Below are 20,511 nucleotides of genomic sequence, written 5' to 3' on the forward strand. Positions count from 1 at the left end.
ACAGTTCAGGAGAGATTTTATGGCGATGGATCAAGTTCATGACCTACAGCAAGTATATCGGAAAATATTGCATAGTATGTCTCATCCAGGCACGATTTCAAATCTAGAACCGTTTGCCGAAAAAGTGGATTATGATTTGCCATGTTACGAGGCAACATTTCTTAGTGCAATGACATTATTAGATGCAGAGGTGACCTTTGCTATAATTTCTGAAAATAGCCAGCAATTAAGTACGAAGCTTACTGCATATACCTTGGCAAAGTCAGCGCCAATTCATGAAGCAGATTACATTATTGTTCTTCAAGATGCGTTGCAACAAGATATAGTGGAAGCTTTGCAGCAATGCAAGATAGGGAATTTAATAGATCCGCAATTTTCATCTACGTGGTTTCTAGAAAGTTCTGGGATCGTGAATCAAGCAGAGTTGCTATTAACTGGACCAGGGATTAAGGATGAAACAGAATTACAAATAGGTTTAACAAAGGAATTATGGACAACTCGAAATAAACGTGTAAAGGAATATCCATTAGGAATAGATTTGATTTGCTTAGACAACGAGGCAAATCTTGTATGTGTGCCGCGAACAACAAAGATCGAAATATTGGAGGTGGTTTAAATGGGCTATGTTGCTGTAAAAGGCGGAACTAACGCGATAGAAGCATCCTTAAAACGACTAACATATGAACGGCTAAAGGATGGAGAAATTATTGAAGTTCAAACCATTATGGCTACCATGCGATCGCTTGTTGATCAAGTCATGTCGGAAAGCAGTCTTTATTCTCCGTATTTAGCAGCACTATCCATCAAACAGGCGAATGGAAGTATGGAAGAAGCGGTTTTTATTATGCGAGCTCATCGATCTACGCTGCCGAGGTTATACTATAGTGAAACGGTTGAATCTGAAACCATGTTCGTAGAACGTCGTATTTCTGCAAGTTTCAAAGATATTCCTGGTGGGCAATTACTCGGGGCCACAAATGATTATACCCATCGATTACTAGATTTTACCTTAATCAATGAGAGTGCTAGTACGAACGAATCTTGGCTCCATGACTACGAACAAGCATTACAACATGTAGGTGATGGTAATGAAGTTATCTATTTTCCAAAGGTAGTCGATCATTTAAGGCATGAGGGACTATTCGAAACCTATGATTGCGATAATAGCAAACCAACAGACATCACGAAAGAAAACTTGAGTTTTCCAGCTACAAGAAGTGCCAGGTTACAAACATTAACCCGCGGCCAAACAGGAGCAGTTACCGCTTTAGGTTATGCATCATTACGTGGATATGGACAAGTACATCCAACGGTTGGGGAAGTTCGAGTTGGAACACTGCCGATTTCCGTTGGTCACCCAAATGAAGCTGACGAGGACGAAGCAGATCACTACTATATAGGTAATATAAAAGTTTCAGAAGTCGAGTCGTTTGTGCCTGTTTCTGTAAAAAATAAACAAAATGAAAATGAGCTGGAGTTTGAAATTGGTTACGGAATATGCTACGGCCAAAACGAAACAAAAGCAATTGCAATGAGTATTTTAGATCAATGTTTAGAACATCCAGAGGCGGATTTTCCAACACATGATGAGGAGTTTGTGCTATTACATATCGATTCCGTGGAATCAACAGGATTCATTTCCCATTTAAAACTTCCACATTATGTTACCTTCCAATCCAAGTTAGATAGCATCCGTGAAGTGAAAAAGGAGGGGAAACAACAGTGATGACTGCGACACACTTTGCCTTTTTTGACGAAGGATCAAAAAAAGAAATTCGCCGGGCTACATTAAAAGCAGTTGCGATCCCTGGTTATCAAGTTCCATTTGCCTCAAGAGAAATGCCGATTGCTAGAGGTTGGGGAACGGGGGGATTACAGCTGACATTGTCTTTAATTGGAACCCAGGATACATTGAAAGTTATTGACCAGGGTGCTGATGAATCAGTTAATGCAGTTAGTATTAAGAAATTAGTTCAGGAAACAACTGGTGTAGACCTAACAGAACAAACCGAAGCAGCAACGTTGATTCAATCAAGGCACCGGATTCCGGAAGTTACGTTGACGGAAGACCAAATTCTCGTTCTTCAGGTTCCAACACCCGAACCACTCCGCAAAGTCGAGGCTCGTGAATACGTGACAAAAAGACTGCATGCAGAAGATGAATACAGCGGAGCTTGGCTCATGTTATTTGAACAAATTATGAAATATGGTAAGACGGCAACAGGTGCGGATCATCCAGTGTTTGTTAATCATTGTTATGTGATGGCTCCGAGCCCTATTCCTAGATTTGACAATCCGAAGATGCATCAATCAGAGGCATTAATACTTCTTGGTGCTGGAAGAGAGAAGAAAATCTACGCAATCCCGCCATATACGGATGTAGTATCCTTGGCGTTTGAAGATTATCCATTTACGGTGGAATCATTTGCTGGGCAACATTGTCATTTATGTGGGGCAGAAGATGTCTTCTTAGATGAATTAATCGATGAAGCTACAGGTGAAACATATTATCAATGTAATGATACCAGTTATTGTATGGAACGGCTAAATAGCGGAGAACGACAGGAGGTGGTCCATAACCATGGGTGAGGAAGCACTATTACGCGTTCGAAATTTAGATAAACGTTTTGGGCCAGGGTGTCCAGAATGTAAGGAAAAAACGAATAGAAATTTGGAGAAGAACTATTGCTCTGTTTGTGGTACTGTCTACGCTTGCCAAGATGTTTCCTTCGATTTATTTCCCGGTGAAATTTTAGGTATTGTTGGAGAGAGTGGCAGTGGGAAATCAACCATGATGCAATGCTTATACTTTGACGCTGATGTTTCTTCGGGAGAAGCCACATTGAATGACCCGGAATTACAAGATGAAAATATGTTCCAGCTATCCTCTCAGAAGAAAAGATATATTCGTAACCATAAGTATGGCATGGTTTACCAGAATCCGGTTAATGGACTGAAAATGAATTTTTCCTCGATGGGTAATATTGCGGAAAAGCTAATTAGTGCTGGAAAACGAAATGTATCTGAAATGGAAACAACAGGTAACCAATTATTAGAAAGTGTGCATATTCCATTATTCCGTTCCAAAGAAGAACCAAGCAATTTTTCAGGTGGGATGCAGCAGCGTGTTCAAATTGCAAAAGCACTATCTAATAATCCACCAATTCTATTTTTAGATGAGGTTACTACTGGACTGGACTTGTCTGTTCAAGCAAATGTCTTGGACTTAATTAAAAAGATTCAACGTGAATCTGGGATTAGTATGGTCGTTGTATCTCATGATCTTGCGGTTATTCGGATGTTGGCAGACCGTACGGTTGTCATGTTGAACGGCTCCATTATTGAACAAGGTCTGACAGATCAAATCTTGGAAGACCCGCAGCATGCTTATACGCAGCGGTTGGTTTATTCATTATTGTAGGAGGGATAGCTACGGTGTACGTTATTCATAATGGGAAGGTAATCACAGAAGAAACAATTGAAGAAGGATGTGCCGTTGTCATCGACGGGGAACGTATTAAAGAAATTATTTCAGAGGATCAAGTATTGGATTATCCGGATGCAGTGAAAATTGACGCACATGGTGGCTTTATTTCTCCAGGGTTTATCGATATTCATTCCGATTATATTGAAACACTGGCCTCTCCTCGACCTACGACTATGATGGATTTCGGTATTAGTTTAAGAGAGGCAGAAAAAATCTTGATAAGCCATGGTATTACTACCATGTTTCATTCACTATCCTTTTATCGCGATGACATTTTTAATCATAAGCCGATGCGTAATCCAGCCAATGTCCAACGTATGGTAGATGCAATAGCAGCAACACATAATCAACCGCATTTAATTCGTCATCGATTGCATGCTCGATTTGAGATTGACAATGTGAATGAGGTGGATCGACTCATAGAAAATATTAATAATGATAAAGTACATCTATTATCTTTTATGGACCATACACCAGGACAAGGACAGTACCGTGACTTAGAAGTATATCGGAAAACACTAAAAGGGTATCGTAATCTATCTGACGAAGATGTGCAAACGATTATCTTAGATCGTCAGAATACGGAATGTTTAACTATTCATCAAATTAGCGAAATCGCAGCTGTCGCCATTTCAAAAGGCATTGCAGTAGCTTCTCATGATGATGATTATTCAGAAAAACTAGATTTAGTACGTTCTTATGGAACGACAATTAGTGAGTTTCCGATAACCTTAGATGTAGCTAAAAAGGCGAAAGAGATAGGTTTGCAGACGATTGCAGGTGCTCCTAACGTCATGCTGGGGGGCTCCCATTCTGGGAATCTATCAGCAGCTCAAGCTATATCCGAAAATTGTATCGATATTCTTTGCAGTGATTATTATCCCGCTGCCTTACTTCATGCCATCTTTACATTGACTGACACGTATGACAATAACTTACATGATATGTTTATGAAGGTTACACTCAACCCAGCAAAAGCTGTACAAATGGATGAAGAGGTTGGCTCCATTCGGGCTGGGAAGAGGGCAGATATAATTGTTATTGAACGAATGGATGATGGTTATCCAATGCTAACAGCTGCGATGGTGAATGGTGCATTAATGACAACGACGAATTATCGCACAAATTAAGAAGAACAGGAGGTACGATAATGGCAATGTTAGAGGTTACGAATTTTGGCAAGCGATTTACAATTCATCATCTAGGCAAAACCATGCAAGCCATAGAACAGATTAATTTCTCTTTAGATGCAGGAGAATTTATCGGCATTGCGGGTAAGAGTGGTAGTGGCAAATCTACCATACTAAAAAGTATCTACCGTACCTACTTGCCAGATAAAGGAAGTATTGTATATGACTCGAAGCGCTATGGGTTGATCGACTTAGCACATGCAACAGAACGTGAGGTTCTCTATCTCCGAAAACATGAAATTGGCTACGTATCGCAATTTTTAAACGTCATGCCACGGACAACATCTAGACAACTTATCGAAAAAGCAATGCTGGAAATGGGAGAGCCAACAGCGATTGCTAAGATAGAAGCAGAAAAAGCATTGAATCATTTTGAGCTTGATAGGGAATTATGGGATACCTACCCAAATACATTTTCGGGTGGAGAAAAACTGAGGCTTAATATTGCAATGGCAACCGTAAAACAACCAAGATTACTATTATTAGATGAACCAACTGCTAGTTTGGATCAACAATCAAAGGTAAAAGTACGGGAAATCATCGAAAAATTGAAAACAAATGGAACTACACTAATCGGGATTTTCCATGATATTGAATTTATGAATGGCCTCTGTGACAAAGTCTTTGATATGAGAACAAGAGCGATACGATCTCCCAAGGAAGGTGTTATCCGTGAAGGCTGACCTCCATGTGCATAGCTATTATTCTGATGGGTCAGATGCTGTTTGTACTGTTCTAAAAAAGGCGGCACAACAGGGGGTTACCCATCTGAGTTTTGTGGATCATGATAGTACGGATGGTTTGATAGAAAAACAAACCCTTGGCAGTACCTTTGGAATCGAAGTAATTCCGGGAATTGAGATCTCTGCTTATGATTTTAAGCGAGATCGAAAGGTACATGTCCTAGGCTATCATTATCAAACGCCGGCGAAACATATCAATGCGCTTTGTCAAGCAGTACGTAGGAGAAGGCAACGTCATACGTTATGGCAGATTGACCAGTTAAATCGTCATGGTTATTACTTGGATAAACAAATGATCATTGAATCAGCGAAGCCAAGCTCGATTATTTATAAACAACATGTGATGGAACATATAACGGAGGCTGATTTCAATTCAGCTGAATATCAACAGGTATATCAACGGTTATTTAAAGGGAAGGGTCCTGCAGCAGGTGATATTACGTATGTTGATGCGACAGATGCTGTTAAAGCAATTGTTACAGATGGTGGACTGGCTGTAATAGCTCATCCCGGACAGCTTGATTCGTATGAATTAATTCCAGAGCTAATGGAAGTTGGTTTAGGTGGAATAGAGCGAAATCATCCTGATCATACGGAGGAGGATGTTCTTAAAGTAGAGGAATTAGCAAAGGAATATCACTTAGTCATGACTGGTGGAACAGATTATCATGGATATTTCGGTGCTCAGGTAGAAATTGGCTCGCTGACTAGTCCGATGCTTCCACTTCGAAAGAAGAAAAACAAATCGACTGTTGAGTAATTGTAAACAAGCTTAAATAATAGTTAAACTATTGTAAATATAAGCTATTTTTAAATTATTTATGTTTCAATGATATAGGACAATTGAATAGGCTTAAGAATCAGTCTGTCTATTTAATGGTCATAAATCTATAAATAAGGGGCGTTTAACATGAGAAGAGCATTTTCTAGGTTAGCTGTTTTACTTTTATTAGCTGTATTTGCTGTTGGCTGTTCAACAGGTAATGCAAATGGAGAACCCGAAGTAGATGATGTCATTGATATTGTTTGGTATCCAAATGAATCAGGAGAAGATTTGAAATCGTCTCGTGATGAGATTGGAAAAGTAATAGCGGATGCAACAGGGAAAGAAGTAGAACATCATTTAACTACAGATTATGCAATTGCAATTGAAACGCTAGTTAATAATAATGCAGATGTTGCATTTATGGGTGCACAAGGATATATCGAAGCAAATGACAGTAATGATTCGATTCAGCCGCTGGTTGTTCCAACAGGTCCTTCTGGCACACTAGACGATGCTGTTTATCACAGCTGGTTAGCTGTCAATGTTGATGACCAAGAAACGTTTAAAAAGGATGGCGAATTTTCATTAGACACGATTGCTGACAAGTCATTCTCATTTGTTTCAAATAGCTCCACATCAGGATTTAAAGTACCTTCTTCTAGTATTCTTGCACACTTTACCGAACAAGATCAATATGCCGATTTAACAGAAGAAGATTTAATGGAAGGTGGATCACTTTTCTCTCAGGTACTGTTTGGTAATTCCCATCAAGGTTCAGCCGTGAATTTATTATCTGGTAATGCCGATGTCGCTGCTTTCTGTGATACATGTGTGGAAAATTATGTGGAAATTGCAGAAGGAGAAGAGAATAAGGTCGGCTCCGTTTATCGTGTCAAGGATGATGCCGCTGAACCATTCAATAAAGTGACTGGTAGTGAATTTACACTAATGAGTGTTACGCCTGTATTAAATGCACCGTTTGTTGCTAATATGGACACGTTAGGCGAAGAAGATTATAAGAAATTACAAGAAGCTTTAACCTCTGATGAAGTAGCAAATAATGCATCCATTTTTGTCCCAGAAGATGCAGAAGGATCTGCTTTATTCTTTAAATCTGGTGACGAACGATTCGCTCCTGTAGAAGATGCATGGTTTGATCCGATTCGTGAAATCAATAAGTAAATAAAGCTTGTCAATAAATCAATAAACCAATAGAGTATGCACGGTAGAACGGCATACTCTTTTATCCTACATGTAACTGACAGTGATCCTTAGGAGACTACCAGTATACGTACGATTGTGTTCAGAGGTTTTAAGCATTTCGGAGTATTAACAATTGACGGGGGATAAAAGAACTCCCACCGATAGAAGCTTCACTATAAACAGAAAGGAGTAATGAAGATGGCATTATTACAAGTTATTGAGCTTGGTAAGTCTTACAACACAGAAACCCGTGTATTAAAAGGAGTTAATTTCGATGTAAAAGCAGGGGAATTTGTTTCTATTATTGGTCCATCTGGTGCTGGGAAGTCAACTTTACTTCGTTGTATAAATCGGATGGTATCGATAAGTGAGGGAAGTATACTATTTGATAATCAAGAAGTAAGTAGATTAAAGAAAAAGGATCTAAGAAAACTCCGTACGGACATTGGTATGGTATTCCAACATTATAACTTAGTACCAAGGTTAACGGTTATTGAAAATGTTCTTCATGGACGGTTTGGTTATAAATCAACCCTACAAGGTGTACTTGGGAGATTTAATGAAGATGAGAAAGCACGGGCATTTTATTTGCTGCACAAACTAGGAATTGAAGAGCATGCATATAAACGTTGTGATCAATTAAGTGGAGGGCAGCAACAACGAGTTGGCATTGCTCGTGCCTTGATTCAAGACCCGAAGCTTGTACTATGTGATGAACCTATTGCTTCCCTTGATCCAAATTCTTCAAAAATCATTATGGATCATTTAAAGAGCATTACTTCAGAACTAGGTATTACTTGTTTAGTTAATCTGCATCAAGTAGAAGTTGCCCAGCAATATTCTGATCGGATTATTGGATTAAACGAAGGAGAAGTTGTCTTTGATGGACCAATTCACCAATTAACAGATGATAAGATTAATCGAATCTATGGAACGCAAACACGAGAATTAATTACGGTGTAGGGAGAAATTAAAGTGAATGAAAAAGTCATGCAAAAACGAAAATGGCAAGCAACCTTATTCTTCATCCTTATTATAGCTGTTACGTATCTATCAGCTTTTATTACTAACTTCAACCTTATGGAAGGTTTAACTGCATTCCCCCAAGCTATTGGTTGGATTTTCGCTAATTTACTGATTACACAGGAATCGCTAGAAAAGCTTCCAACCATTTTAGAGAAGCTGACAGAAACGATATTTATGTCGATTGCAGCTACAACAACAGCTGCAGTCGTATCCCTTTTCTTAGGTATAATGGGTTCAAAAACAACGAGTATAAATGGGGTATTAAGCGTGGCAGCCCGATTTATTGCTTCTGTATCTAGAAATATCCCAGTAGTAGCTTGGGCATTAATATTATTACTTTCCTTCGGACAAAATTCCGTAACGGGTTATTTAGCTTTATTTGTCGGTACGGTGGGTTTTCTAACGAGAGCTTTCATTGAATCGATTGATGAAGCGAGTCATAGTTCGGTTGAGGCTTTAACAGCAACGGGAGCAACCTATGTTCACATTGTTAATAAAGCGGTCATTCCACAAAGCCTTCCCCAAATCATTAGCTGGATACTGTTTATGATTGAAACGAATATTAGAAGTGCCACACTGGTAGGAATTCTAACTGGAACAGGAATTGGTTACACGTTTGATATGTATTATAAGTCAATGAATTATAATGCAGTTGCATTGGTTACTTTTAGTATTGTTATCGCTGTAATCGTGATCGAATTGCTATCAAACTATATACGGAAGGTGATCTTATAATGGAAACTTTATCAAAACCAACGTATATGAAACGCAACCGGGATGGCAGCATTTTAATTAAGGCTAGAAGTAAACAACAATTGGTTATGCGTGCAACGATCGGTTCATTGATTATTTTAAGTCTTATTGGTTTTCTGCTATTTGATTATACGGGCCTTGATTTAGCAAGTGCAATTACAGAAACGGCCTATAATCTAAAGGTAATGTTCGTTGAACCTGCATTAAATCATTTTAGTTTGGGAGAAGCTTTTTATCAAGTAGGTATTACATTGGGACTAGCGGTGCTCTCTACCGTTATTGGAGCAGTTATTGCATTGTTTCTTTCTTTGATGGCTGCTACAAACCTTTCGAATGCATGGGTTTCCAAAACGGTACGAATTGTCGTTGCGTTTATTCGAGCAGTACCAACTGTTCTATGGGTCCTCATCTTTGCAATCGCAGCAGGCCTAGGAAGTGAAGCCGCTGTTCTTGGAATGCTTTTTCATTCAATTGCTTATTTAGTAAAGGCTTTTTCCGAGGCATTTGAAGAGATAGATAAAGGGATCATAGAAGCATTACAATCGACCGGATCTAATTGGTGGCATATAGTTACCCATGGGGTACTACCTTCAACGTTTACATATTTATTATCATGGACGTTTCTTAGATTTGAGATCAATTTTTCGGTAGCTGTTGCAATGGGTGCAGCGGCAGGTGCCGGTGGGATTGGTTTTGAACTATTCATGGCTTCTGGATTTTACTTTGATCTCAGTGAGGTTGGATTTATTACCTATGCTATCCTACTGATTGCTATTATCTTGGAGGTATTGTCTACCCAATTGAAAAACCGTTATTTCCCTGCTTCGGTTCGAAGCGAAAGTTGAATGGTTAAAGCGCAAGTGTCTGTAGAGATTGGGACACTTGCGCTTTTCTATAAGGGAAGGTTATAAGATTTTTAATGTAATTTCTTTTACGGGAATCATCAAGTAGGCTAATGCATATAGTGTAATTAAACCGCGACCTTGATGGAGGGATCGAATGAATATATTAAACAAGGTGAAAACTTATCGTGAGGAAGAGCGCAAGCTGCAGTGGGAAGGTACGTTCGCGGAATATCTAGAGTTATTGAAAGAGAGACCAGAGATTGCTCAGACTGCTCATTCACGCATATATAATATGATCATGAGTTCTGGTATTACAGAAAAAGACGGCAAGAAGATGTATGACTTTTTTGGAGAAGAAATTTTTGGACTGGAAGATGCAATGGAAAGATTAGTGGAAGAATATTTTCATCCAGCAGCGAAAAGGCTGGATGTACGTAAGCGTATCCTATTATTAATGGGTCCTGTAAGTGGTGGGAAATCGACAATTGTAACCATGCTGAAACGTGGACTGGAAAAGTATTCACGGACAGAGGAAGGTGCTGTTTATGCAATTAAAGGATGTCCAATGCATGAGGACCCATTGCATTTAATCCCGCATCATTTACGTGAGGAATTTGCTGAGGAATATGGTGTGCGGATTGAGGGGAGTCTATCACCACTTAATACAATGCGCTTAGAAAAAGAGTACAATGGGAAAATTGAAGATGTACGGGTAGAGCGAATTTTCCTTTCCGAAGACAAACGTGTTGGCATCGGTACGTTCAGTCCTTCTGACCCCAAATCACAGGATATTGCCGATTTGACAGGAAGCATTGATTTTTCCACCATAGCCGAATATGGTTCTGAATCCGATCCAAGAGCTTATCGATTTGATGGAGAACTGAATAAGGCCAATCGTGGAATGATGGAATTTCAGGAAATGTTAAAGTGTGATGAAAAGTTCTTATGGCATTTGCTTTCATTGACACAAGAAGGAAATTTTAAAGCAGGTCGATTTGCATTAATTAGTGCGGATGAATTGATTGTCGCCCATACGAATGAAGCTGAGTACCGCTCATTTATTTCCAATAAAAAGAACGAGGCTTTGCATTCACGGATTATTGTGATGCCAATACCTTATAATTTGGAAGTTTCACAAGAGGAACGGATTTACCAAAAAATGATCAAAGAAAGTGATATGGCGCATGTTCATATTGCTCCTCACGCGCTAAAAGTAGCAGCAATCTTTTCTATTTTGACCAGGCTGGAAGATTCAAATAAGCAAGGTGTAGATATTGTAAAGAAAATGCGCCTGTACGATGGGGAAAGTGTTGAAGGCTTTAATCAAATGGATGTGGAAGAATTGAAGGCAGAGTTTCCAGTGGAAGGAATGAACGGGATTGATCCACGTTATGTAATTAACCGTATATCTTCTGCCATCATTCGTAAGGAAGTACCATCGATCAATGCTCTGGATGTGTTGCGCTCACTAAAAGAAGGTTTAAGCCAGCATGCATCCATCTCTCAGGAAGATAAAGAAAAGTATATGAACTATATTTCTATTGCAAGAAAAGAATATGATGAGATTGCTAAAAAAGAAGTACAGAAGGCTTTTGTTTATTCCTATGAAGAATCTGCGAAGACATTAATGGATAATTATCTAGATAATGTAGAGGCATATTGTAATAAGAATAAGCTGCGTGATCCACTTACTGGCGAAGAAATGAATCCTGATGAGAAGCTAATGCGTTCGATAGAAGAGCAAATTGGAATTTCAGAAAATGCAAAAAAAGCATTTCGGGAGGAAATTCTTATTCGTATTTCTGCGTATGCCAGAAAAGGAAAAAGGTTTGATTATAACTCGCATGAACGCTTACGCCAAGCAATTCAAAAGAAATTGTTTGCCGATTTGAAAGATGTTGTAAAAATAACGACTTCTACGAAAACACCGGATGAATCACAATTGAAGAAAATCAATGAGGTTATTGCAAGATTGGTTGACGAATATGGTTATAATTCTGTCTCAGCGAATGAACTGCTCCGATATGTAGGAAGTTTGTTGAATAGATAAGTAACTTTGTGCCAATAACAGGGTGGACGCGCGCCCTGTTATTTTTTATAGCAATTCTGTTTGATGGTAAATGAACCATTTTTACAAAATAGTTTAAATAATGCAATAATAACTTAGTGCTTGCATAGGATAGAGAAAGCATCAAAACAGAAGTAGATCAAATTGTATAGGAGGGGAAGGCATGCAAGAAGATAAGGGGAATTTTGTCGTATCGAAGGAAAACTGGTCCCTCCACCGTAAAGGTTATCAGGATCAAACACGTCATATGGATAAAGTGAAAGATGCTATTAAGAATAATTTACCGGACTTGGTAAGTGAAGAAAACATTATTATGTCAAATGGAAAAGATGTAATTAAAATTCCAATTCGGTCATTAGATGAATATAAGATTCGCTATAGCTATAATAAATCAAAGCATGTCGGGCAAGGAAAGGGAGATAGCCAAGTCGGTGACATTATTGCCCAAGCTCCAAAAGGAGATGAGCAAGGCCAAGGAAGAGGCAAAAAGGCGGGAGATAAACCAGGAGAAGATTACTATGAAGCGGAAGTATCCTTAGAAGAAATTGAGAATGCCCTCTTTCGAGAATTAGAATTACCTAATCTCCAAGAAAAAGAACAGGCCGAGATTACTACAGAAAGAATTGAGTTTAATGATATTCGTAAGAAAGGTTTAATGGGTAATATTGATAAAAAGCGTACCATTCTTACTGCAATAAAAAGGAATGCTAGAGAGGGCAGACCTGGGATAACACCGATCTATAATGATGATTTACGTTTTAAAACATGGAATGATGTAACCAAGCCAGAATCCAAGGCTGTTGTATTAGCAATGATGGATACAAGTGCCTCGATGGGAACATTTGAGAAATATGTGGCTCGTAGTTTCTTTTTCTGGATGACTCGCTTCTTACGAACAAAATATGAATCAGTGGAAATTGAATTTATTGCGCATCATACGGAAGCGAAAGTGGTATCCGAAGAAGATTTCTTTTCGAAGGGAGAAAGTGGAGGCACGATTTGTTCTTCTGCCTATTCCAAAGCGTTAGAACTAATCCAAGAACAGTATCACCCATCTCGCTATAATATCTATCCATTTCATATATCCGATGGGGAAAATATCACTTCCGATAACCCTACCTGTATCGACCTTGTAGAAAAGGTTATGAAGGTGTCTAGTATGTTTGGCTATGGTGAGGTAAATGGCTATAATCGAAAATCAACCTTAATGCGCGCTTTTGAAGAAATCGATGATCCGAAGTTTAGGTACTATATTGTGAAGGAAAAAGCGGATATTTACCAAGCATTAAAAACATTCTTCAAAAAAGAAGAAGCGTTGGTATAAAAGGAGAACCGGGCATTTCTGGAGTCCCATGACCCAGTGATGCGCCGGTTCTATTCATTGACAACCTCAATTGTATAAATGGCCCGATCCGTTACTAATGCAAATCGCTCGCCATCAAACTGATATAATGAGGTATCCTCCAGCGGTATTTCATACATAGACATAGGTAATTCTTCTAGGTGATTGGAAGCATTTTCTATTTCACCAACTCCATTTAAATGTAGTGCATGTAGTGGTTGATAATCATCGATTCTTCGGGTGTTTGTCTCATAGGAGACCGCAGAGAGATCAATGATGGTTTCATCATAATCATGTAGTTCCTGCTTTGCAATTTTTACACGTTTTCCATTCCATCTTTTTAACAGCTTATTAAATTGTTCGATGGTTAAAAATTGATCTGGCATACTAATTCCTCCTAATAGGTAGTTTTTCCCGAATGAAAGGAAACATACAAAGAATGATTAGATACTTGGTTTCGTTATCATCTCACTACTTCCATCCATTTCCATTTACCTATAAAAAATGACCAAGGAATTCTATTCCTTGGTCATTTTTTATGCAGATTGTTGTACATTTTCTTCTATTTTATTTCTCCACTTTCGCAAAATAACACCATGCTTAGGGCTGAATAAGAAAGCGGCAAGGAATAGCACACCTGTTGCTACGGCCATTGAACCCGCAATAGATACATTGAAGCTGACAGCGAACCAATAGCCCATTAATGCTGATACAACACCAATGACACCACTTAAAATAAGTAAAATAAGAAAGCGGTCTGTTAATAAATAGGCAGTTGCACCAGGTACGATAAGCATAGCGACGACTAGTATAGCTCCCACACTATCAAATGATGCTACCGTAGATAAGGATACCATGGTCATTAATAAATAATGAATAAAAACAACAGGTACTCCAATTAACGTTGCAAATTGCGCATCAAATGTTGACATTTTAATTTCCTTATAAAATAGGGTGATTAAAAGTAAATTGATGATGAGTACGGCACCAAGCATCCATACGGCAATAGGGCCATAGCTGACACCATTTATTGATAATGTATCCCAAGGTACAAAAGCAATCTCACCCATTAATGCATGCTGTACATCCAGGTGAACTTGATCCCCAATAAAGGAAATGAGTACAACTCCCAATGCAAACAAGGATGTAAATACGATACCAATTGCCGCATCGGATTGTACACCAGATGAATGGAGCATTTCCACAAATAGTGCTGTTAAAATACCGACGACTCCTGCACCGATCAACATGGGTACGCCATTCAGTGATTGTGTAACAAAGAATGCACCAACAATCCCTAATAAAACCGTATGGCTAATCGCATCTGCAATCATGGACATTTTTCGTAAAACCAATATCGATCCTGTCACGCCACAGGTTAGACCGACAAGACATCCAGTTAAGATAATCCAAATTGTATAGGTCATGCGTGCTTCACCCCTTTAATGATAAGCCCTTTTTTTGATCCTAAGAACAAGGAAATGAAAAAGATAAGGGAGGCACTTAAAACAATAACTGGACCAGTTGGTAAATTATTAAAAGCTGTGCTTAAAACAGCACCACTAACACCAGCGATCGCACCAAATATACCAGCTAGTATCGTCATCCATCCAAGACGATCGGTCCAATACCTTGCAGAGATTGGCGGTGTAATTAATAGTGCAGCAATTAATACAACACCAACCATTTGAATACCTATGACAACTACAGCAACGACTAAAAACAAGAGAACGCCATTAAAGAATGTCACTGGTAATCCAATTCCTTTTGCAAACTCTGGATCAAAAATACTAATTTTAAATTCCTTAAAAAACAATGCCGTTAGGATGATCAAAACCAATGCACCAATGGCTATTAATTGAACATCACTCCTTACAAGGGAAGCTGCTTGCCCAAAGATAAATGAATCGAGTCCTGCTTGATTTCCGCTGGAGTTCTGCTGGATGTAGGTTAACAAAACAATACCAAGTCCAAAAAAAACAGAAATAATGATGCCGATCGCTGCGTCTGTTTTAATACGCGATTTATTCACGATGGTTTGAATCGATTGAGTTGCGATCAAACTAGTAACTGCCGCCCCTGCTAAGAGAAAAGGTACCGATTTGACTTGAAATAGAATATAAATAATACATACACCTGGCAATGCCGCGTGAGCCATAGCATCACTAATTAGACTTTGCCTTTTCAGTAAAACAAAACTTCCAATGACACCACTCGCAAAACCTAATAGTAAACTCCCTGCAAGCACCCATTGCAAGTTAGCACTGGAAAAAAAAGATGAAAAAGCGTCCATCTTACGTACTCTCCTTTACAGTAGCCGGGGCTTTTTGTAAGAATGCAATCTTTCCTCCGTATGCTTGTTCTAAATTATCAAGGGTAAATACGGTCTGCGTTTCTCCATAAGCAATAGGTGATTTATTTAATAATAATACGTGATCAAAATAATCATTTACTGTTTGTAAATCATGATGGACAACAAGGACTGTCTTGCCCTCTGCTTTCCATTCTTTCATCAATTGAATGATTGCTTTCTCCGTAGATGCATCCACACCTGCAAATGGTTCATCCATAAAGTAGACTTTCGCATCTTGAGCCATAGCTCTTGCTAGAAAGACACGCTGCTGTTGTCCGCCTGATAATTGACTAATCTGTCGAGTGGCGTAGTCTTGCATGCCAACTTTTTCAAGACAGGTTTTGGCCCATGTAACTTCTTTTTTGTTGGCGCGTTTGAACAAACCAATGTGATTATATCTTCCCATTAGTACGACATCGAGTGCATTAGTTGGAAAATCCCAATCGACTTCGCTGCGCTGTGGTACGTAACCGATAATTTTCTTCTGTGATTTTATTGGTTTATGAAATACTTCTACATTACCTGAGAGTGTAGGTAATAATTGTAAAATAGACTTAATAAGCGTTGACTTACCAGCACCATTCGGACCGATAATCCCGGTTATCGACCCTTCTGGTACAGCAAAAGACACATTTTCAAGTGCTAACTGTTTATCATAGGTTACTGATATATCCTTCACTGACAATGCATACATGCTATCCTCCACCTTACTTTAAAGATTCTACAATCGTTTCCACATTATGTCTAAACATCCCAATATAGGTACCTTCTTCTGTACCTTCTTCACCCATTGCATCGGAGTACAATTCACCGCCAATGGAGACATCATGTCCTTCCTCTTTCGCACCTTCTACTACCGCATTAATAGAACGTTCGGATACACTGCTTTCAACGAATACACCTTTAATATTTCGTTCGACGAGTACATCAATAATTCGTTGAATATCGTTGACGCCATAATCCGATTCGGTGCTTAACCCTTGAAGCCCTAATACTTCAAAGCCATAAGCTTCACCGAAGTAATTGAATGCATCATGAGCTGTTACAAGAACACGACTTTCTTCTGGAATTTCCTCAAATCTATCCATAGCGTATTCATTTAGTTTATCAAGCTCTTCTAGGTAAGCTTCGGTATTTTTAACATATGTTTCTTCATTGCTGGGATCCAGTTCGATAAGTCCGTCCCGGACAGCTTCGGCAGCATATTTCCACAAGTTAATATCGAACCATACATGGGGATCACTCACATCTGGACTGTCAGGGTCAGCCAGTAATTTATCCTCAGGAATACGCTCTGCCACTGGAATGGTTGGTTTTTCCTTTTTCATTTCTTCAAAGATTTCTCCCATTTGTCCTTCAAGATGCAAGCCGTTGTAAAAAATGATATCAGCACTTGTCATATTTTGAATATCGCCTTGGACTGCTTTATATAAATGCGGATCAACCCCTGGTCCCATTAGGCTATTTACTTCTACAAGCTCACCGCCAATATTCTTTGTTATATCTCCAATTTGGGCAGTAGTTGTTACAATTTCAACCGGTTTATCCTCTGAACCTTGTATCTCCTCTGATCCCGAGGAACAGCCTGCAACTCCGATAATAAATAGGGTAGTAATCATAAAAAATCCGATCTTTCTCAATGTGGTATTTCCCCTCTCTAATAAAGTTTGATTAATGCAAAACAAACCTAAAAAAATTCTCTTGCATTATATGTGAATCATGCTCTTGTTGTATTATGTCCAAAAGGTTTTATTGGTTATAAAAAGTTTCCTATAGGCAAATTATATGGCAATGGTTTAAATTTATCAATACTTTTGTTTAAAAACTTTGGACGTATCACTTATTAACTAGATCAATCGTCCTCATGTAGCATTTGAGTATAAAAGTGACCCCCTTTTATATCCGCTAAAGCTTTTCGGATAAACTGTAATCATTCTTTTATTTGTTCATAAACTGTATAAAGTACGTTTGGAGGGATCTATTTGACCGAAATGAAGAAACTCGATCGTGCCATTGACGAAATTACGGAAATTGCGTCCGGATTTGGGTTGGATTTTTATCCAATGCGTTATGAAATCTGTCCAGCAGATATTATTTATACATTTGGTGCTTATGGAATGCCAACACGTTTTAGCCATTGGAGCTTTGGAAAACAATTTCATCGGATGAAGCTGCAATATGATTTGGGACTGAGTCAAATTTATGAATTGGTGATTAATTCTAATCCGTGCTATGCCTTTTTACTAGATACTAATAGCCTTATTCAAAATAAATTGATCGTTGCTCATGTGTTGGCGCACTGTGATTTCTTTAAGAATAATGTGCGCTTTTCCAATACAAGAAGGGATATGGTAGAGAGTATGACGGCAACGGCTGAACGAATCGCTCACTATGAAATGATTCATGGAAAACAAGAAGTGGAAGCATTTTTAGATGCTATTCTTGCAATTCAAGAGCATATTGATCCGTCGATTATCAGACCCAAGTTACCAGATTATCAAATAGAAGAAGAGGAAGAGCAGCTATCTATACAAAAAACGCCGTATGATGACTTATGGAGCTTGGATGAGAAGGCTGAGAATAAACAAAAAAGGGAAATAAAAAAAAGAAAGAAGTTTCCTCCTCGACCAGAGAAAGATCTTCTGTTATTTATTGAAGAATATAGCAGAGAGCTAGACGATTGGCAACGAGATATATTGACCATGATGCGTGAAGAGATGCTCTACTTTTGGCCACAGTTAGAAACGAAAATTATGAATGAAGGCTGGGCTTCCTATTGGCATCAGCGCATTTTACGTGAGCTGGATTTAACGAGTGATGAAACGATTGAATTTGCTTCCTTAAATGCTGGAGTTGTTCAACCATCGAGGCATCAAATTAATCCTTATTATTTGGGAATAAAGATCTTTGAAGATATTGAGGAACGTTATAATCATCCTACCAAAGAGATGAAGGAATTGGGTGTTCAAGATAATTCAGGTAGAGAAAAAATTTTCGAAGTACGAGAACTGGAGTCAGACATATCATTTATTCGTAATTATTTAACGAAAGAATTGGTACAGCGAGAAGATATGTATTTATTTGAGAAGAAAGGAAGGAATTATCAAATTACGAATAAAGATTATGAAGCAGTCCGAGAACAATTAGTAACCATGCGTGTAAATGGTGGTTTTCCTTATATTACGGTAGAAAATGGAGATTATCTACGTAATGGGGAGCTCTATTTAGTTCATAATTATGAAGGAACGGAACTGGACCTTACTTATTTAGAACATGTTCTTCCTTATATTTATCAATTATGGGGCAAAACGGTTTATTTAGAAACCTATGTGGAGGAGAAGAAAGTCATCTATTCTCACGATGGGAAGAAAACGTACCATCGCCAATTATAGTCAAATGGGGTTGACGCTTGCGTCAGCCCCAATTTAGATTTTTGCCAGTCACATTTGCAAATTTAACCATGATCTCTTTTAAATAATGGTAATCCATTGATGGAAGACTTTGGACATCTACCGCTTCTAAAACATAATGGGTAAAGTCCCAAAGCTCTTTTTGGATCGACTGATTGCTGACAACCGCACATTTATATAATACGTCTACGATGTTACTTACGACAGATATATCATCTTTGCCATAATGTTTAATTTGGTAAAAGCTTTTATATAGATAATCCCGAAATCTTTTTTGTTCCATTATTAATCTTAAATCTCCTTGATTATCCGAGAAGTACGTGATCGGGCGGTAATTTCCTGCTAACTCGGTTAGTAAACCACCAAGACGATGAATACAATTAATTGCTGTATTTGGGTCGTTCATCCCCGTTGATAAAGCTTTTACAGCAATTTCAACTAATTTTTCCATCGAGAATTCAATATCTTGCAAATTTGTTCGTTCATTTCCCACCATAAGAAATTGATCGTGTTCGGCTTCATTTACATCTTTGTGGTTAAACGACCAATAATAAAATACGGGCATTCCCTTAGGTACATAATCTCCTACTTGGAAATTTGCTTCGAGTACCATGTTATTTTTACTAGCCCATTGAATGAGATAGTTGTAATCAACATGCTGAATATATCCAGAGCGCAATGCATACGTGGTTTGCTTATCCTTTTCCTTTATCTCCTGAATTTGTGAATGGTCCCAATGTTGGTGCTCACCATATGTCCGATCTGCAAAGGTCTCTTTAATTAATTTCGATGTTTCATTACGTACAGTCGAAATTAAAAAGTTCACCTGTACATAACGCGCGGCATAATGGATAAACAAGATGAAAAATCCTAGAGAGAGAATAGTGAATATCACTGTGAAAAAAGGGCTTAATAAGTCTTTCTGCTTCGATTCTGTTAACAGCCATAAATTAATCAACACAAATATAAACCCAAAGGTAAACACACCTAAGACATGTTTAGTGATTTTACTTCGCATAAAATCTTGTAAGGCCCGCGGCGAAAACTGGGAAGAATAAGTGGTTAATACAACCATGATTGTTGAGAAGCTGATGGTTATCATGGTGAGCATCGCGGTGATTAGAGCTGAATACAAATTCTTTGCGATACTTTGTCCTGTTAGTAGTATATTTGGAATACTATTCGAAAATCTTGGTACGAGCGTAACATCGATTAACGTGATGATGCTGACAGCAAGAATGGAACATAGCCCATATATAATTGGTAAAAACCAAAAGCTATCGCGTAATTTAGAAGAAGCTTTGGTGGTATTCATTTTATACCTC

General features: G+C 38.4%; 20 protein-coding genes. 14 read left to right on the top strand and 6 right to left on the bottom strand.

Going from position 1 to position 20,511, the window contains the following annotated elements; all coding sequences use genetic code 11:
• Window positions 1-19: 19 nt before the first annotated feature.
• The 13 genes from phnH to yhbH all read left to right on the top strand — a co-directional run bounded on the left by phnH (window position 20) and on the right by yhbH (window position 13,405).
• Window positions 20-616, top strand: a complete 597-nt coding sequence (gene phnH, locus BN990_RS01495) for a phosphonate C-P lyase system protein PhnH (protein ID WP_021290080.1) — start codon at window positions 20-22, stop codon at window positions 614-616.
• On the top strand, window positions 617-1,726 hold the full coding sequence (locus BN990_RS01500; protein WP_038241834.1) for a carbon-phosphorus lyase complex subunit PhnI: 1,110 nt from the start codon (window positions 617-619) through the stop codon (window positions 1,724-1,726).
• Window positions 1,726-2,589: an alpha-D-ribose 1-methylphosphonate 5-phosphate C-P-lyase PhnJ gene (locus BN990_RS01505; protein WP_038241836.1), complete on the top strand. Its 864-nt coding sequence runs from the start codon at window positions 1,726-1,728 to the stop codon at window positions 2,587-2,589. Before BN990_RS01500 ends, BN990_RS01505 begins: the two co-directional genes overlap by 1 nt.
• A complete protein-coding gene (locus BN990_RS01510) occupies window positions 2,582-3,421 on the top strand; it encodes an ATP-binding cassette domain-containing protein (RefSeq protein WP_021290077.1) in 840 nt (279 codons plus the stop codon). The genes BN990_RS01505 and BN990_RS01510 overlap by 8 nt, the downstream gene beginning before the upstream one ends.
• Window positions 3,422-3,435: 14 nt before the next feature.
• On the top strand, window positions 3,436-4,617 hold the full coding sequence (gene phnM / locus BN990_RS01515; RefSeq protein WP_038241839.1) for a phosphonate metabolism protein PhnM: 1,182 nt from the start codon (window positions 3,436-3,438) through the stop codon (window positions 4,615-4,617).
• Between the two features lie 20 nt (window positions 4,618-4,637).
• Window positions 4,638-5,360, top strand: a complete 723-nt coding sequence (gene phnL / locus BN990_RS01520; protein WP_021290075.1) for a phosphonate C-P lyase system protein PhnL — start codon at window positions 4,638-4,640, stop codon at window positions 5,358-5,360.
• On the top strand, window positions 5,350-6,180 hold the full coding sequence (locus BN990_RS01525) for a PHP domain-containing protein (protein WP_038241842.1): 831 nt from the start codon (window positions 5,350-5,352) through the stop codon (window positions 6,178-6,180). Before phnL ends, BN990_RS01525 begins: the two co-directional genes overlap by 11 nt.
• A 150-nt stretch (window positions 6,181-6,330) precedes the next feature.
• Entirely contained in the window at window positions 6,331-7,368 is a 1,038-nt protein-coding gene (locus tag BN990_RS01530) for a PhnD/SsuA/transferrin family substrate-binding protein (protein ID WP_038241843.1), read from the top strand.
• A 219-nt stretch (window positions 7,369-7,587) separates the two neighbouring features.
• Window positions 7,588-8,352, top strand: a complete 765-nt coding sequence (phnC, locus tag BN990_RS01535) for a phosphonate ABC transporter ATP-binding protein (protein WP_038241844.1) — start codon at window positions 7,588-7,590, stop codon at window positions 8,350-8,352.
• 12 nt (window positions 8,353-8,364) lie between these two features.
• On the top strand, window positions 8,365-9,150 hold the full coding sequence (gene phnE, locus BN990_RS01540; protein ID WP_038241847.1) for a phosphonate ABC transporter, permease protein PhnE: 786 nt from the start codon (window positions 8,365-8,367) through the stop codon (window positions 9,148-9,150).
• Window positions 9,150-10,013, top strand: coding sequence for an ABC transporter permease subunit (locus BN990_RS01545; protein WP_021290070.1), 864 nt, complete (start codon window positions 9,150-9,152; stop codon window positions 10,011-10,013). Before phnE ends, BN990_RS01545 begins: the two co-directional genes overlap by 1 nt.
• Before the next feature lie 154 nt (window positions 10,014-10,167).
• Window positions 10,168-12,063 (top strand): PrkA family serine protein kinase, encoded by a 1,896-nt coding sequence (locus tag BN990_RS01550; protein ID WP_021290069.1) that lies wholly within the window; start codon window positions 10,168-10,170, stop codon window positions 12,061-12,063.
• 181 nt (window positions 12,064-12,244) lie between these two features.
• Window positions 12,245-13,405 carry a sporulation protein YhbH gene (gene yhbH, locus BN990_RS01555; RefSeq protein ID WP_021290068.1) on the top strand — a complete coding sequence of 387 codons (1,161 nt, stop codon included), beginning with the start codon at window positions 12,245-12,247 and terminating at the stop codon, window positions 13,403-13,405.
• A 50-nt stretch (window positions 13,406-13,455) separates the two neighbouring features.
• Here the strand turns inward: yhbH and BN990_RS01560 are convergent, their stop codons facing one another.
• From BN990_RS01560 to BN990_RS01580, 5 genes are all read right to left on the bottom strand, one after another.
• The gene (locus BN990_RS01560) at window positions 13,456-13,809 is read right to left on the bottom strand and encodes a hypothetical protein (RefSeq protein ID WP_021290067.1); all 354 of its coding nucleotides are present in this window, start codon (window positions 13,807-13,809) and stop codon (window positions 13,456-13,458) included.
• Window positions 13,810-13,959: 150 nt separating this feature from the next.
• Window positions 13,960-14,850, bottom strand: coding sequence for a metal ABC transporter permease (locus tag BN990_RS01565; protein WP_038241850.1), 891 nt, complete (start codon window positions 14,848-14,850; stop codon window positions 13,960-13,962).
• Window positions 14,847-15,716, bottom strand: a complete 870-nt coding sequence (locus BN990_RS01570) for a metal ABC transporter permease (protein WP_038241852.1) — start codon at window positions 15,714-15,716, stop codon at window positions 14,847-14,849. The genes BN990_RS01565 and BN990_RS01570 overlap by 4 nt, the downstream gene beginning before the upstream one ends.
• 1 nt (window position 15,717) lies before the next feature.
• A complete protein-coding gene (locus BN990_RS01575; protein WP_038241855.1) occupies window positions 15,718-16,470 on the bottom strand; it encodes a metal ABC transporter ATP-binding protein in 753 nt (250 codons plus the stop codon).
• Between the two features lie 13 nt (window positions 16,471-16,483).
• On the bottom strand, window positions 16,484-17,416 hold the full coding sequence (locus BN990_RS01580; RefSeq protein ID WP_038241858.1) for a metal ABC transporter solute-binding protein, Zn/Mn family: 933 nt from the start codon (window positions 17,414-17,416) through the stop codon (window positions 16,484-16,486).
• 351 nt (window positions 17,417-17,767) lie between these two features.
• Between BN990_RS01580 and BN990_RS01585 the strand changes: the two genes are divergently transcribed.
• Complete coding sequence (locus BN990_RS01585) at window positions 17,768-19,168, top strand: SpoVR family protein (protein WP_038244731.1); 1,401 nt, start codon at window positions 17,768-17,770, stop codon at window positions 19,166-19,168.
• Between the two features lie 22 nt (window positions 19,169-19,190).
• On the opposite strand, the gene BN990_RS01590 is transcribed toward BN990_RS01585, so the two are convergent.
• Entirely contained in the window at window positions 19,191-20,501 is a 1,311-nt protein-coding gene (locus tag BN990_RS01590) for a DUF2254 domain-containing protein (protein ID WP_021290061.1), read from the bottom strand.
• Between the last annotated feature and the right edge of the window lie 10 nt (window positions 20,502-20,511).

This window comes from Virgibacillus salexigens, assembly GCF_000723585.1.
GTDB lineage: Bacteria > Bacillota > Bacilli > Bacillales > Amphibacillaceae > Virgibacillus > Virgibacillus salexigens.